Below are 15,116 nucleotides of genomic sequence, written 5' to 3' on the forward strand. Positions count from 1 at the left end.
GAGATAAGGGCTACATTAAGGCGATCGCCCTTTTGTCTTCTCCGCGATTGCATCTGGTGAACCCTAGCGGTTTGAATGGGCGATCGCTGGACCGGAGCTAGAACCCTTTAAGACATTCTAAAATTTCAGTTAGGGGACGGGTTTCATTCCTCAACCCATCTACGCTACTACGATACTACTGGTTGGTAGTTTTCAGTCTAAACTCCAATACGATACTACACGAGTAAAAATAGGCATGCCCAAGATCGACAATTCACTATCAGAAGTTTTGGGTTGAGTTCAAAAGTTCAAGGGCTGGGCTGTAATCCTCGCTCTGACTCGGTTGTGCTACGACATTTTGAAGTGGAACATTCTGTTTTCGTAAGACCTGCAAAGCGCCGATCATCTGTGGTTGATTCGGTTTATAGTGGCCGCTGGTGACATCGATCGTCTTTAACTGTCCAGATGAGTTGAATGTCATATGCCCCGCACATTTCACAGCCTGCCCTGAAAGGAAGGACGAATGATGGATAAGTTTGTCTGTATCGCTAACTCCACCTGCTGATGCATAGAACCGATCTGATTGACTTAAGACATAGATGACTTCCCCTTGAAGTGGTTGCTTGCTTTTTACAAAGGTAACCATAGGCCCCATCTGGAGCAGATAATTTTGTCGCTTCTCTGCATCAAAATAGTCAACTTGACCTGCAAATTTCAAATACTCAAATTTTTTCTGTTGCGCAGATTCCAGCAACCAATCGAAAAAGTACAGTTTTGTGACATCCTCAAGCCAATCACGAGCAGGCGCTTCCAGTCCACCTTTATGTTCCAAGCGATGCAAGGGGTCTAGTCCTTCTAGCAAATATTCCAGGTTATTCAAGTTTTTCAATTTCTCATCGGCAGAAAATAGGGTTTTAATTTGCTGTTTCCCCTCAGTTGAAGCCGTGCGCCAAAGTTTCCTGAAAATTTTCTCGGTTTCTTCAGAAAACTGCATTGCTACGGCATTTACATAGTCCTCCTCAGTAAGGGAAATACTGGTCTCGAAAGACTCGTCTGGCTCGTCTCTCAACCCTGGAATTTTCTTCTCGCTGACGGGAGATTTGGAGGTTTCCGGCGGGATAAAAAGGGGCTGTTGAGAGAAGGGAAAATGACTCCACTCCTTAGGTGGCGGTGTTTTGCGTAAGCCTGGTTGACTCAACCAGGATGGTGGTTGAAAAGACTCCCATTCTTCAGAGGGGGGTGTCCGTCGCATGGTGCGATTAAAGGCTGGAATTTTGGAAGGATTTTGTTTCGATTTCTCTTTAACAGTTGTCTTAAAGAATTTCTCTGGCTCGTCTCTCAACCCTGGAATTTTCTTCTCGCTGACGGGAGATTTGGAGGTTTCCGGCGGGATAAAAAGGGGCTGTTGAAGCAGCAACTGACTCCACTCTTCACGCGGCGGTGTTTTGCGTAAGCCCGGTTGACTCAACCAGAATAGTGGTTGAGAGAAATCTTCTTCGGGAATAACCTCTTCAAACGATTCTGACTGGCGAGGGCTTTCCGGCGGCGTTCTTAAGGGCGGGGGCTGTTTTTTAACGGATTTCTCTTCCGTAGGGTGAGAGAGACGCAAGGGAGGCGGTGGCGTTTTCCTCCCACTGGAACGGGGGCTTTTTTCAGTTTCCAGAGAAAACTTAGGGATTGTGCCTGAAAAAAGCTCTGATTCTCGTAAGGGGGGAATGCTCGTAACACCCTTTTCCAGCGGCGGGGTCTTAGTTTGAAGGGGACGGATTCGATCGGAGGTGTGCTTAAACTCCCTTTGCTTTTTACCACCGTCTTTCCGGCGAACATAATAGATCGTGGGTTTCTTATCCGATTTTACTTTTTCAATAATTCCAATTTCCCACTTTTTTTTGTGCAAGATTTCCACTTCGGTTCCTATGGTCAAGTCATCCGCAACGGCCCTTTGAATTAGAGGAAAAGCAGTGTCCAGATGCTGGGTTATGAGCGGGTGGGGAGGGCGAACTGGTGCTAGGTGAGGCAATCTTTGCGGTTGAATGCTCCGCTGGGCAAAAGTTGGGTGAAATTTCGCAGCATGAAGGCGATCGCTCCCTTGGGGCGTTCCCGGATCGGTGTCCTGTTCAGTCTGGCTAGTCGGAGCGGGAAGGGTGCGTTTGGGGTGAATCAGCGATCGGGCGGGTTGTTGCGCAGAACAGATGAAGTTTTCCAGATGATGCCCAAGGCGATGGGAGGGTTCGAGCTGGGTCTGAACATCCGTCAGTTGATGTGTTTGCGCCGAATCGAAATTGGCTGGGGGTGCGAAAGGGCGCGATCGCAAGGAATGTCGGACAGTCGCGGATCTCGCAGCGGTTTCAGGTTGCTTGTGCGTGTGAGATCGAAAAGCCATCGCCAGTCTCCAGCGTCACTCGAAAAACTATGCTTGAGGTTCAGTGTAGCCGTAGCCACACGACTTACCCTTCGTCCTTCTGTGCTTCCGCCTTAGCTTTATTGACTGCTTCTAAAGCTTTTTCGAAGTCTTCTCCCATCTCCATCGTTTCTGTCTGTTCCTTTAATCTTTCGAGTGCTCGCTTTGCGATGCCTGCTTGGTACGCGATCTTTTCTCCATACTGGTTCTTTCTCGATGTTGCTACAAGTCGGTCGAGCAGAGGGTCTTTTGCCATACTTGGGATGTCTGGACGGGCATTGGTTCGCACCTCTTCCAGCTTCGAGATCCATTCCGGGATACTGGTTGTTTGGATCGGTATTCGCCATCCATCCTTTCCGTACCACCATGTGCATACGGTGTCCCATTCAAGTTTTGCCGACGCTAATTTGCTTCTTACAGACTCCAACTGTGCCACCGCGTTTTGCGTTTTAGCCTTTTGCTTCATCGATGACTCAAACGCACTAATGTCTCTTACCAATCCATAGCGTCCCATGAATTCACCGCCGGGTGTTGGCCCCTGACTAGGATCCTCCACAAACACAATGTCCTCGCCGCCATCAACCGTCAAGGCCCCCGAAAGCGCCCCATATGGTACTAGTTCCCATGCAATATTACCAGTGCCATCTCCTTTAAATAGAGGATCGTACGTCGTTCCATTCACTTCAAGTTGCCAATGGCTGCTGAACAAATAGCGTTTGGTTTCCTTCTCGGCACCCGTCTTCGCATTCACCTCCCGCTCCACGTTGTAACCCTCAGAGCGGCCTAAAAGTGCAAGCCCTTCTGAGGTGACAAACTTTGTCATGACAAGAGCCTGTCCTTCCTTCACTGTCAAGCCTCCCGCAAAAGGATCGTAATCAGCCACTAAGGGGATGAAATACTGTTCGAGCATATACTTGAAGGCATTGCGGTATGTTTCACACATCCCCACTTGACTCTTGCCCTCAATCAGATTGGCCCCATTACTGCTACTACATCCAGCCTTATATTGCCAGCCGAAGGTTGGAACATAGGTAAACATATTGTCATACACTTGGCCTGCCGCAGCGCTAGCATCCGATCGATCTAAAACGCCGGTCATCAATGTTTGTGCTATCGGCGACTTCCACGTCTTTATTTGGTCGTTGAGTAAGTTTTTGTCACTATGGCGGCGGATCGGCTTTTCTAGATCCTGCAATACCCCGATTGGCTCAGGAGATAATGTTTCTGATGCCGCCTGGATCCGCTGCGTTCTTACCGCTCCCTGCTGCACCACATGGGTCAACTCGTGGGCAAGTAACTCCTGCCCGCCGCGATTTCCGGGCTGGTAGGCTCCTTGGCGAAAGAAAACATCCTGTCCGGTGGTAAAGGCCCGTGCCTGAATCGAGCGATTCAACCGATCGGACTGGGTATCGGCATGAATTCTGACACGGCTGAAATCGGCTCCAAATGCCTGTTCCATCGGTTGGCGGATCGGATCGGCTAAGGGCTGACCCCTGCCTCTGGCCTGGGCGATCGCGTGTTCCAACTTTTCCGATGCGGGTAGGGTTCCGGTGGGCGATCGCTGCACCATCGATTTCATTTGCAGCTCGTCGTCCTCTGGCAACGTTTCCCGTTGAAGAACATCGGGTTTCATCTGTAATTCTTCCTCTTCCTCAGGCATCGACCCTCGCTGGATTCGATCGGCCAAAGGTTTCATTTGCAATTCTTCTTCTTCTGGTAAAGTTTCCCGTCGAACAGATTGCTCAGATTTCGGACCTTGGGGTGCATTCAATTGGTGCACGACTTGTTGGGCCACCCGATCGGCTTCTCGTTCGTATTTATCCCCTGGTGCGCCGATCGTAAGTTTGGGTTGAATCCACGGTAGAGCGGATGGACTCGGGGAAAGGTTTATCTTTGCTAGGGAATGGCCATAGCGCCGCGCATGTTCCACCTGAGCTTGCAGATCGGCCAACGTTTGCGATGGGTCAATTTGAGCTGGAGGGGCAAAGGGGCGAGATTGCAATGAATCCTTTCCGATCGCTGCAACAGAGTTCTTAGCCTGTTTTTGATAGATATGCGATCGTAGCGCCATAGTCTAGCCCTCATTATTTATAAAGAAAACCATCCTGCTTCTATTCTCGGACGTTAGAACCATTTGGACAAATTACGAATCATGAAGTTGCTTCGAGGATAAAAGTCTAAATCAACGGGATATTCAATCCGATCTACTACAAGCTTATCCAAATCACAGAATATTGTTGAAGGGTGAATCAATAAACTTTGCCAGAATAGATCAAGCTTTATAGATATGCGAAAAACGCTTGGTCAAGTCGCTAAGCTCTAACCAAAAGCGTCCCAATGGAGCTTTAGTCTCTTTGGCTTTCAAGCCCTTTTCGTGTGGTTTATACTTACGACCATAGTATCCCCAAGGATTACGCAGACAAACCCAATGAAGATCTCCTTTCTGTGAAGTTTCTGGGTTTGAAACAAATTCTTCATAACCCACTACCGAGTAGGCATGCTGCCCAACGAGACCTTTCGACATCCCCTCTCCTGAACTATGACCGCTGCCGCTGGGCAAACGTCCAACAACTTCCTTACTTCCTAGCGTGACATATCGCTTATTGTCTAGGGCATTTTTAATCACATTGAACATTTCAATCTGCGATTTGCTGTATTTGCCAGTCCCCCGTTTGCCTGGGTAGACCTCTGATTCCTTCAACCATTTCATCATGTCATTGGTTACGCTTCGATCGAGGGAATGCTTTTCGAACAAACTTTCAAAGTGCTCTAACTTAGTTTCTTTCTTATATTTCCCATTTTGGTGCAGATCTAGCATCTCCTGTAGTTTACCCGAACAAACAAACTTCATCCACTTATCTACCTTGGTTTTCGCAAGCTGATCCTGTTCTTGGCCGCCAAAAATTTTATAGGAGACAAGAGAGTTGTAATCTTTTGATTGTTGGGCAGCTGTGTAAGATTCTTTCTCCTTGTCGCTCCAGGGGAAAGACATCAGTAAAGATACACCCATCTTGATTTTCTCGATTTTAGCGGCAGGTCCAAGTAGAGCCTCAAATGCAGCACTTGTCATTGCAAGTGCTGCATTGCCGCCAACAGTCTTTTCATAGGAGGAGGAATCGCCCGCGCCAGTAAAAGCGGCATATGCTTTCTCCAACATCTGAACCCAAAAGTATTCTTGTGAATAAGCATCCTTGCCCTTGCTAGTTTTTGGAACCGATTTTTTAATCCTGATATATTCGGGCAGATAGTTATTGCTGACTGCGCTCTTCTCGCTCTTTTTTCTGTAGAAACGTACTGTGACACTTCCTGGATCGATGTTGGTTGTATCTTCGTTGTCTTGCATCATTGACACGATGTAAGAAGAACCCTTTTCAAGGATACTGATTACAGCTGCCAGCAGGTAACAATTGCCGATATGCCCCTGCCTGACGTGGTTGATTGAAGGTTCGGTAGGAAAGAGTGGCTCTGGCGTATTTTGATACTTATATTCATCAAAGCTTAGACGGGATTTATGAATATAGAAATATTCCTCTTTGTCTTTAATTTTGATTTCGTAAAAATCGTTCCAAGTTGTGGACTGAGAAGTAATTTTTTTGATAATTTGGATAGAAGTAGGTTCACTCAATCTTCCAACTTCTTCACGCTTACCCTTGACATTTTGATAAAGTCCAGTTCCTTTCTCAGCAGTACCGCTTGATACCCATAATTTAGGCTCTTCCCGTACTTCTACTTCTGGAAATGAGAAATTTATTTTTTTGTAAGCGTTGTTATAGACTTCGATTGGCAATACGTCCTTAAACCTGATTATAGTTGCATTCACACGCCAATTTATTATGTCTTCCTGGCTAGCTTGTTCGACCATCTTTTGGATGCGAAGGCTAAACACGTCGCTCTTCTTAAGAAGAGCTTTGGTCTCATTTGATGCCAATATTAAAAAAGTATTGATCAGCCCAATTTGATCGCATGCTAAGATGCGCACAAACATCATTTCGGCTTGCGACAATATTGTTTGCAAATTTTTCAGGAATGAGCCTTGATTTAAAGCTTTTAAGGTTGGTAGATCTGCCTTCTCAACCAACGAGAGAATTGTCTTATTATATTCTTCTTTTTTGAGTTCTTCCAGTTGTATTTTCTCAAGCGATCGCAGCTTTTCAAACTCTGGAGGCATGAATAGTTCGCTCAGATTTTGAAGCACCTCTCCACTTTCGGTAGTGTAATGGTTATTTTTAGGGTCATACCAAAATTTTTTATGTGTGTCTACGATCTCAAAATGCTGTCCTTTCTCGCTCGTTTCTTCTATCAATTTTAATTTTGGCTGGCTGGGAATGTCAGGATCTTGCCAATCATTCTCATTGACCTTCTGTGGCTTTCTTTGGATATATCTTTCACTTGCATTGTTCGCCGACAACAATCTAGGTTGAACCGTTCTCTGGGAAACGTGTAACTGTTGTACAACTCTTTGAGCGACGCGATCGGCTCCTTGTTCGTACTGTCCCCCCAGCGCGCCGATTGTAAGTTTGGGTTGAATCCACTGCGGAGCGGATGGACTTGGGGAAAGACTTATCTTTGCTAGGCAATGTCCATAGCATTGTCCATGTTCTAGCTGAGCTTGCAAATTGGCCATCGTTTGCGATGGGTCAGATTTAGCGGGAGGGGCAAAGGGTCGCGATTTCAACGAAGCCTGTACGGTCGTTGCACCAGAACCCTTTGTCGAGTTGTTGTTGGCGTGCGATCGCATTACCATACCCCAACCCTCAGTGCTAATCCAAATCAACGATTCATACCCAGTATGCCTCGCATTCGTTCTGCGCACAAATTACGAATCGTAAACGCGATCGCCTAAATCCAGCCTTTAACTTCCGCATCCGTGAGCGGACGCTCCAGTTTGGTATACTCGCTCCGGGCCGCTTGCAGAATGTGGGTCATCTGGATCGGTTCGTTTGCTTCAGCCGCAATAAACGCCGCATTTAGGGCAATATTGCGGATATTGCCGCCAGCGATGTTCAGCCTCGCCAGTTTAGATGGCTCTAAATCCCGCGTCGGGGCTTGTTTTGGAAATACCCGCTGCCAAATTTCCGCCCGTTGACTGGCATCCGGGAACGGAAATTGGACAATGAACCGAATCCGCCGCAGAAACGCCTGGTCGATTGCCCCTTTGAAATTCGTCGTCAAAACCGCCAAACCCCGATAGGATTCCATCCGCTGTAGCAGATAGCTGACTTCCATATTCGCATAGCGATCGTGGGAATCCTTCACCTCCGATCGCCGCCCAAACAACGCATCCGCCTCATCGAACAGCAAAATTGTGCCCCCCACCTCCGCCGCATCGAACACCCGTCCCAAATTCTTTTCCGTTTCGCCGATATACTTGCTCACCACCGCGCTCAGGTCAATTCGGTACAAATCTAGCCGAATCTCCTGGGCCAAAACCTCCGCCGCAAGGGTTTTGCCCGTACCGCTCGCTCCCGCAAACAACGCGCTAATGCCCAATCCCCGCTTGCTGCTCCCGCCAAAGCCCCATTGTTCGTATACCTTCGTGCGCTGCTTCAGTTGAGTGGCCAGATCCCGCAGCACTTGCCGCTCTGGATCGGGCAAGACCAAATCCTGCCAGGTTGCCGTCGAATCCATCCGCTGGGCCAGTTCATCCAGACGTGGCCGCGCCTGCATCCGGCAAATCTGCCAGATTTGAGCGGTGATCGCTGAGTTCGGTAGCGCAGGACTGCCAGCCTGACTCCTCAATTTCAAACTTGCGGTGCGAATGGCCGGAGCCGTGAAATTAAAGTGGGAGACCAAATGCTCGACGTGACCGTTTAAATCCGGCGCAATCGGGTTGAGAGCACTTTCCCAAAGATGGCGCTGTTCCTCAGTCGTAGGACTCACTACGTCGAACGCCAGCAACGTACGATTCCTTTGACGGCAGCGCTGAGCGCTGAGCAGGAAAATCGGGACGCGGATGCTATCCACAAAAGCAGCGATCGCCCCCCCTTGCTTGGCCTCGCGAACGCTGCGATCGTCCCATTCCAGCAGCAGGGCGGCTCCGCTCAGGTAATATTCCCGTTCCCACAGACGCTTGACGAGATTGAGACTTGTTTGGTCGGGGGGAAGTAATTCGGTGGCGATCGCGTAGGGTGTCAATGTCAGTTGAGCGCAAGCTGCCTGGGCGATCGCCCGTTGGCTGGCCGGATCGGGGCCGCATAACTGCAATATTGGTAACAAGTCCGTTTCGGGTTCTGACCTTGCCACAGACCAAGCCTGAGCCAGTTTCTCGGCGAGCTGTTGGTGGGACGGCACTAGAATTGCGGGCGCAACCGCAACCGCTCCCGTATCCTTCAACTGCTCGTTCAAATGATAATTGCCTGTCAGATAATGCAAAATCTGCTCGTCAATTCGAAGCGGGCTATCGGTCAAGGCATTCCCCTCCCCCAGTTCGATCAGCCGCCAATGACGCAGGGGAGCCGTAGGCAGCAATGCTACCCAATCCGCTTCCGGGAGTACCGTCAATGCCAAACTGAATGTAGGGTAAGGACGGAGGGGATTGCCTTGGGCAGTGCCGCAGAGGGAGGCGATATCCGATTCTAATTCCATCCCAGCACAAAGCAACAGCGTATCGCGCTCGAACGGAGAGAGATTGAAACAATTGCAGAGGGCAACGAGCGTAGGCGGGTAGACCGACGGAAGCGCGGGCGAAACATCGACGGGGGACTGAAGGCATTCGCGAATATAGGCGATCGCCTCGATCAAGGCGGTTTGATTCTCCTGATACCAATCGGTCGAGGGGCTGGGCGGCTGCATGGCGATCGCCCTAGGAACGAACGCTGGCGATCAGTTCTGCCAGGTAGGTTGCCGCCTCTTGCGAGCTGAGTAAAATCGCCTTACCCTGCCGCAAAATTTCATACTTTCCGCCATGATAACCATGACCGGCAATCAGACCGAGTTGCACCGCCCGATTTCCGAGATCGTTGAGCTGGTTGATACTCGTGGTTTCTCGATCGAGTTCGGGGCGTTCGTCAAACAGGTTGTCGTCGTTCATCGTCTTTAGGGGCAAGGAATGTCGGTATGGAGGCAAAACACGAGCAAACAGCCAATATCAATATCTTACGCAATCTGGATTTTTGGACTCGCGTACCAGTTATAGGTAGGGCTATTGGGGTCAGCATCAATGTCCAGCAAACTTTCCGCGCCGTCAATTTGGAGCCGCAGTAAATATTCGCCCGGTTTCACGCCTTGGATGGGAATGACGATCTCGCGGCTATCGTCAGGTCGGGAGGGGGCTTCAAACTGGTAGCCCACCGGGTCTGCGATCGCCCACTCATTCATCACGAGCACGACGCGCTGCTTCATCCCGACCTGCATGTCGACCCGCACCATCACCCGAGCGGAACGGAAATCCTCGCCCTGCCCGCTGACCTCTGCGAGCTGAACCTCTTTAAGGGTGGGACGCAGAACAATGGGGACGGCGGTCGATTCCACGGTGCAGGATTGCCCGGAGGGCGCGACGGTGCGATGAATCACCTGTAGCCCCTGCACCCCGGCCCGCAACCCGTTGGTCGGAAAGAGGCTGAGGGGCAAAACGATCTGAGTATCGCTGATGATAACAGGCGTTGCTTCAACCCCGCCGAGGCGAACTTGGGTGCGAGGATTTTGCAACTGTTTCCCGGAAATTTGGAGGGTCGTCGTCGCTAAAATGGGTTCCAGCTTACCCAGTTCCGATACTGCCTGTTCGACCACAGGCTGAAAAGCAAAGGGTATCGTGCTGCCGAAATTGCGATCGCGCACGGGCAAGGCTTTTTTCAGCGAGTCTTCGCCTTCAATCGTCACCATCGTCACTTTATAGGCAAGGGAAAGTCGATAGGGGGCTTGGAAAAAGGTAGACCAAACTTTGGAGAGGTCGTCTAGACTCAGATCCACAGGATTGACGGTCACTTGCTGCACCTGATCTGCCAAATTGGATGCGGCTAAAAATCGGAAGCGAGAATCGGCAATGGTTTCTCGAATGACTTCCGGAAAGAGCGTAGGGCGATCGCCGAAGGTTCGAATCACGCTTCCTAACAATCGCTGCGGTTCTAATTCCGCTTCATTGCCGTACAAGCTAATCATGTAATACAAATCGTGGGCAGACTGCCGCTTGACGGGATTTCCCTTGGCGCGTGCAGAGGTCGTATCGGTATTTTGCAACGCCGGATTTCGCGCGACCTGGTATAGAAAAAGGTTGATTCCAGTTTCAGGCGTACCATTTCCAATCTGTCCGGGTTGTATGGTTGTAACCCGCATTCCGTCTACATCCTGTTGGGCCGCCGCTTGCAAGATTCTTTGGAGCGTTGCCGTAACGGTGGCAAATGCCAAGTAATTACTCACGGGTTGTTATATTTCTTCTAATACAACTCGGCTAAAGTTAGGCCACTTTCGATTATGCCTTGGATGGGCGCTCAGGAGAGCTTTCTCCAACGAAAGCATGGGTTCTTTTGCAACTTTATCCCATGAGGCTTGGGGAAAACTCAAAGTTAAGCCGCGTATCTGGATAATCTGCGCCATTAGTCATTAATTTAGTCGAGCGTTCCTATAGCCGTGCCAAGGAAGAATGTTAATATGATGAGGTTGTCAAAATTGATTCAGCGACAAGGTTAAAATGGCTTGCCCTAAAAAGAAAACCTCAAAATCCAAGCGCGACAAGCGTCGCGCCAACTGGAACCACCTTGGTAGCGTCCAAGCGGCAAAAGCAATGTCTATGGGGAAATCCATTTTGACAGGTCGCGCCCAAGGGTTCTACTATCCCGTCGATGACGAAACCGAAGCCGAAGAAGACTAGTGAAGCATGCTGGAAAAGCGCAAAATGGATTAGCGGTCTAGAGTTTTTGGCACTGGAAGCCCTGGGGTTCTGGGAAACGAACCGCGATCGCCGTTGCGGCGATCCTTGGGCCGACGAGCGGTACAGTTAGCTCACCATTACTGAGGACTGAGGGTTCTGTTATGGCACTGCCACCCGCTCTCGTTATTGGCACTGGTCGCTATATTTGGACTTCGATGTGGCATCTCATGATGTCCCGTCTCGCGCCTCGGAGTCCTTCCGGTGCCTATCAACGACCAGAAAGCGAATTCAGACATTGGATTGCGTCGGGGCCGGACAGTTCCTTTGCGCCTGCTGCCGATCGCTACGTTTTAATTGTCGGCGAAGGTTGTCCTTGGGCGCATCGGACTTTGGTGGTCAGGGCGCTGAAGGGATTGGAAAAGGCGATCGCCGTCGTCAAGGTTCTGCCTAACGTGAATGCAGGCGGCTGGAAATTTGAGACGCCCTATTTAGGCTGTGCAACGCTACCGGAGTTGTATCGAAAAGCGCAGCCCAAGTATGGCGGGCGCTCCACGGTTCCCGTGCTGTGGGACAGTCAGACGGGTGCGATCGTGAATAATGAAAGTGCAGACCTCATCGTTATGCTGGACGGGCAATTTAATGCCTGGGCGCAGCATCCCGGACTGGATCTTTATCCTGAAGATCTGCGCGGTCAGATCGACGCTTGGAATGACAAGATTTACGCCACCGTCAATAACGGCGTCTATCGCTGCGGCTTTGCCCAGACCCAAGCTGCCTACGAGGAAGCCTGTACGGAACTCTTTCAAACCTTAGACGAGCTGGATCGGGTACTCGGTGCCCAGCGATATATTTGCGGCGATCGGGTGACGCTGGCGGATGTGCGGTTATTTACGACGCTATTTCGCTTTGATGCGGTCTATTTTGGTCTGTTTAAGTGCAACTTGCGCCAAATTCAGTCTTACCCTAACCTTGGCCCCTACTTGCGAGATCTGTATCAATTGCCGGGAGTGGGGGCAACCTGCAGTCTAGAAGCGGTCAAGCGCGACTACTACGGCAATTTGTTTCCGCTCAATCCCGGACAAATCATTCCTCTGGGGCCTGATGGCGCTAACTTTAGTCTGCCCCACGATCGCGAGGGGAAGTTTGTCCAAAGACACCTCTGAGTCAAATCATTGTACCGGATTTGCTTTTTGCTTCCCCAGTCCAACTCGATGTTCTTCTTGCCTCCCTGCAACACCGAACCTTTGGGGCGGACCGTAGCGCATACAATAACAATGAAAGGTTTCAATGCGGTAAGAATCATGACCGTAGCCATTGCCACCCCCCTGAGCCAAATTGAGCTAACCCCCGGCAGCGCCATGCAAATTAGCGGCGTGAATTGGGAGAGCTACATCGCATTAATGCAAGAACTGGGAAATAATCGATCGACCCGAATCGCTTACGCCAACGGAGTTTTAGAAATCAGAATGCCGGGTCAACAACATGAATCTATCAATCGCGTCCTGGCTGCGATCGCCCTAACCCTAGCCGAAGAACTAGGCTTTGAATTTAATGACCTCGGTTCGATGACCCTCAACCGCCACGAACTCAGCAAAGGCTTAGAACCCGATAGTTGCTTTTACATTCAAAACGCTCAAGCAGGCCAAGGCTTAGACCCAACGATTGCTAGCGACCTACCCCCAGACCTTGCGCTAGAAATTGATATTGCCCATCGCTCCGACACTAAACTCAGCATTTACCAAGCCATTGGCGTACCCGAAGTGTGGCTCTATCAGCGCGATCGACTCAAAATCAAACACCTAAACCAGGGACAATATGTGGATGTACTAACCAGCCTCGCATTTCCAACCGTCAGCGCCACCCAGATCGACCAGTGGTTAGAACTTCGACGCACTGGAACAGACTTAACCGTCGTGCGCGCAGTGAGGCAATTTTGTCGAACCGGAGAAAACTAGAATAAGACGAGAGCCTTTCATTAATATTTTGCAGCCACCCTTTCATCTATCTCTCGGTGGTCGAGCGACTTGTTCTGAGCGAAGCTAAAGGGAGCCGAGGCCAGCGACGCTGAAGCCCGTTTTAGAACTGTATTGGACCATATCCGTGCAACGGCTGCCTAATTCCTGATGTTTGGATCGGGGTGAGCTATCAACACCCTTGTTCTTTGCGTCACGATCGCAAAAAATAGTCGTAAGTCCTGTAGAGTTTTTCTGAATGCTAAAAGCACTCATTTTTGACGTTGACGGCACCATGGCCGATACCGAACGCGATGGGCATCGGGTTGCCTTTAACCAAGCCTTTCAAGCTGCCAATTTAGACTGGAACTGGTCTGTAGAACTCTACGGCGAGCTGTTGGCCATCACTGGTGGCAAAGAGCGCATCCGCCACTATCTAGAGCGCCATAACCCAACTTTTGAAGCCCCTGCGGAACTCAAAGACTTCATCGCGGGACTGCACGCCGCCAAAACCGATCGCTACTGCAACCTCCTCGCCGAGGGTCGCATTCCGCTGCGGACGGGAGTGGAGCGGCTGTTGCAAGAAGCACGAGCGGCTGGGATAAGATTGGCAATCGCCACCACCACCACCCTGCCCAACGTAACGGTCTTGCTAGAGCATACCCTCGGTAAAGAGAGCCTCGATTGGTTTGACATCATCGCCGCTGGCGATATCGTACCCGCCAAAAAACCCGCGCCGGATATTTACATCCACGTTTTAGAAAAAATGGGATGGGCACCGGATGAATGCTTGGCCCTCGAAGACTCGGAAAACGGTCTGGCTTCTGCGGCCCAAGCCAACCTCAAAACCGCGATCACGATTAATGACTACACCCGCACCCATAAATTCGAAGGTGCGGCCCTCGTGCTAGATTGCTTTGGCGAACCGGACGCTCCGTTTCAGGTCTTGGCGGGAGATACGGCTGGTTCCGAGTATTTTTCAGTAGACCTAGCGCGATCGCTGTTGGCCTAAACGGCCTTCTCAAATCTAGCGATTCCGAGGCGAACAGCGTCCAAGCACTCTAGAATCGGCAAAACAAAGACTAATCTTGCCAAATTTGCTGTATTTATGGCCCCCTTGCATGGACGAATGCTTTAACTTAGGCGGCAATACTTTTTGCAATGACTTATGCTTTACTTGCCACAGGCATGGAACTGTCTTGGGAGTTCAATCATCTATTGAGTCATGAAGCCACTTCTCTAGAAAATGGAGCAAATCTTGAGCGACAAACCAATCGCGTTCCCTCAAGGGCTGGAGACGGCTGCATAGCTATGGGAGCAAGCCGGAGCATCGGGATTGCAATCATCTTTTTATGGGGGATAGCCGTCCCCGTTGTAGCACTATTGCAAAGGTCGAAGGAACCTGACCCCCAATCAACCAGTGCCAGGCAGCAAGAAGAAATCATCGCCCTCATCGATCAATTAAACAGCTCGGATACTGAGGTAAGTCTTTATGCATCGAAGCGATTGAACGAAATCGGTCAGTTCTCCAAGGTTGGACTGCCGAAACTGGTTCTATTGCTCAAGGACCCCAATCCCGACGTTCGCAGCAGTGCTGTCGATGCGCTGGGCTACATGCGAAAATCGTCTCAATTAATCATCCCACAACTGATTCCCTTGCTTCAGGATCGCGATGGATGGGTGCGCGGTCGCACCGCTGCGGCCCTAGGTGAATTTGGCGAACCCGCTAAGGTGGCTATTCCACGACTTATCCGGCTCTTGAACGACTATGACCCCATCGTTCGGAGCTTTGCCGCTGCAACGTTAGGCAAAGTGGGGAGGTCGGCCAGAGTTACCATTCCGTACCTCATTCCCTTACTAAAGGATCCCGATCCCTTTGTTCGCGAGAATGCCGCTAAAACCTTAACGATTCTAGGGTACAAAATGCCGCCGCCATCGCAAAACAAGAAATAAGACTGAGCAATGCAAACATAGTTGC

Annotated in this window: 12 protein-coding genes; 6 read left to right on the plus strand and 6 right to left on the minus strand. The window is 50.2% G+C overall.

Going from position 1 to position 15,116, the window contains the following annotated elements:
• Window positions 1-259: 259 nt before the first annotated feature.
• Entirely contained in the window at window positions 260-1,903 is a 1,644-nt protein-coding gene (locus tag R6H26_RS26700) for a hypothetical protein (protein WP_404786965.1), read from the minus strand.
• An 87-nt stretch (window positions 1,904-1,990) separates the two neighbouring features.
• Between R6H26_RS26700 and R6H26_RS26705 the strand changes: the two genes are divergently transcribed.
• A complete protein-coding gene (locus tag R6H26_RS26705) occupies window positions 1,991-2,458 on the plus strand; it encodes a hypothetical protein (protein WP_404786967.1) in 468 nt (155 codons plus the stop codon).
• Here R6H26_RS26705 and R6H26_RS26710 read toward each other — a convergent pair.
• The 5 genes from R6H26_RS26710 to R6H26_RS26730 all read right to left on the minus strand — a co-directional run bounded on the left by R6H26_RS26710 (window position 2,427) and on the right by R6H26_RS26730 (window position 10,735).
• Window positions 2,427-4,451 (minus strand): DUF4157 domain-containing protein, encoded by a 2,025-nt coding sequence (locus R6H26_RS26710; protein WP_404786969.1) that lies wholly within the window; start codon window positions 4,449-4,451, stop codon window positions 2,427-2,429. The two genes, R6H26_RS26705 and R6H26_RS26710, sit on opposite strands and share 32 nt — an antisense overlap.
• A 201-nt stretch (window positions 4,452-4,652) precedes the next feature.
• Window positions 4,653-7,124, minus strand: coding sequence for a C2 family cysteine protease (locus R6H26_RS26715; protein ID WP_404786970.1), 2,472 nt, complete (start codon window positions 7,122-7,124; stop codon window positions 4,653-4,655).
• A 95-nt stretch (window positions 7,125-7,219) separates the two neighbouring features.
• Window positions 7,220-9,172 carry an ATP-binding protein gene (locus tag R6H26_RS26720; protein ID WP_404786972.1) on the minus strand — a complete coding sequence of 651 codons (1,953 nt, stop codon included), beginning with the start codon at window positions 9,170-9,172 and terminating at the stop codon, window positions 7,220-7,222.
• Window positions 9,173-9,182: 10 nt separating this feature from the next.
• Window positions 9,183-9,410, minus strand: a complete 228-nt coding sequence (locus R6H26_RS26725) for a hypothetical protein (protein ID WP_404786974.1) — start codon at window positions 9,408-9,410, stop codon at window positions 9,183-9,185.
• Between the two features lie 65 nt (window positions 9,411-9,475).
• The gene (locus R6H26_RS26730; RefSeq protein ID WP_404786975.1) at window positions 9,476-10,735 is read right to left on the minus strand and encodes a DUF4255 domain-containing protein; all 1,260 of its coding nucleotides are present in this window, start codon (window positions 10,733-10,735) and stop codon (window positions 9,476-9,478) included.
• A gap of 271 nt (window positions 10,736-11,006) precedes the next feature.
• Between R6H26_RS26730 and rpmF the strand changes: the two genes are divergently transcribed.
• From rpmF to R6H26_RS26755, 5 genes are all read left to right on the plus strand, one after another.
• Window positions 11,007-11,186, plus strand: a complete 180-nt coding sequence (gene rpmF, locus R6H26_RS26735) for a 50S ribosomal protein L32 (RefSeq protein ID WP_404786977.1) — start codon at window positions 11,007-11,009, stop codon at window positions 11,184-11,186.
• Window positions 11,187-11,347: 161 nt separating this feature from the next.
• Window positions 11,348-12,349 (plus strand): glutathione S-transferase family protein, encoded by a 1,002-nt coding sequence (locus R6H26_RS26740; RefSeq protein ID WP_404786979.1) that lies wholly within the window; start codon window positions 11,348-11,350, stop codon window positions 12,347-12,349.
• 138 nt (window positions 12,350-12,487) lie between these two features.
• Window positions 12,488-13,141 (plus strand): Uma2 family endonuclease, encoded by a 654-nt coding sequence (locus R6H26_RS26745; protein WP_404786980.1) that lies wholly within the window; start codon window positions 12,488-12,490, stop codon window positions 13,139-13,141.
• A 256-nt stretch (window positions 13,142-13,397) separates the two neighbouring features.
• The gene (locus R6H26_RS26750) at window positions 13,398-14,150 is read left to right on the plus strand and encodes an HAD family hydrolase (protein WP_404786982.1); all 753 of its coding nucleotides are present in this window, start codon (window positions 13,398-13,400) and stop codon (window positions 14,148-14,150) included.
• A gap of 149 nt (window positions 14,151-14,299) precedes the next feature.
• Entirely contained in the window at window positions 14,300-15,091 is a 792-nt protein-coding gene (locus R6H26_RS26755; protein WP_404786983.1) for a HEAT repeat domain-containing protein, read from the plus strand.
• The last annotated feature ends 25 nt before the right edge of the window (window positions 15,092-15,116 follow it).

It is taken from the genome of Altericista sp. CCNU0014, from assembly GCF_044923475.1.
In the GTDB taxonomy this organism is placed as follows: domain Bacteria; phylum Cyanobacteriota; class Cyanobacteriia; order Thermosynechococcales; family Thermosynechococcaceae; genus JAAURS01.

Excerpts from the sequence above, each read along its gene's own strand:
- R6H26_RS26710 (WP_404786969.1), bottom strand. The coding sequence starts at position 4,451 with ATGGCGCTACGATCGCATATCTATCAAAAACAGGCTAAGAACTCTGTT.
- R6H26_RS26745 (WP_404786980.1), top strand. The coding sequence starts at position 12,488 with ATGACCGTAGCCATTGCCACCCCCCTGAGCCAAATTGAGCTAACCCCC.
- R6H26_RS26740 (WP_404786979.1), top strand. The coding sequence starts at position 11,348 with ATGGCACTGCCACCCGCTCTCGTTATTGGCACTGGTCGCTATATTTGG.
- R6H26_RS26715 (WP_404786970.1), bottom strand. The coding sequence starts at position 7,124 with ATGGTAATGCGATCGCACGCCAACAACAACTCGACAAAGGGTTCTGGT.
- rpmF (WP_404786977.1), top strand. The coding sequence starts at position 11,007 with ATGGCTTGCCCTAAAAAGAAAACCTCAAAATCCAAGCGCGACAAGCGT.
- R6H26_RS26720 (WP_404786972.1), bottom strand. The coding sequence starts at position 9,172 with ATGCAGCCGCCCAGCCCCTCGACCGATTGGTATCAGGAGAATCAAACC.
- R6H26_RS26750 (WP_404786982.1), top strand. The coding sequence starts at position 13,398 with ATGCTAAAAGCACTCATTTTTGACGTTGACGGCACCATGGCCGATACC.
- R6H26_RS26755 (WP_404786983.1), top strand. The coding sequence starts at position 14,300 with ATGACTTATGCTTTACTTGCCACAGGCATGGAACTGTCTTGGGAGTTC.
- R6H26_RS26725 (WP_404786974.1), bottom strand. The coding sequence starts at position 9,410 with ATGAACGACGACAACCTGTTTGACGAACGCCCCGAACTCGATCGAGAA.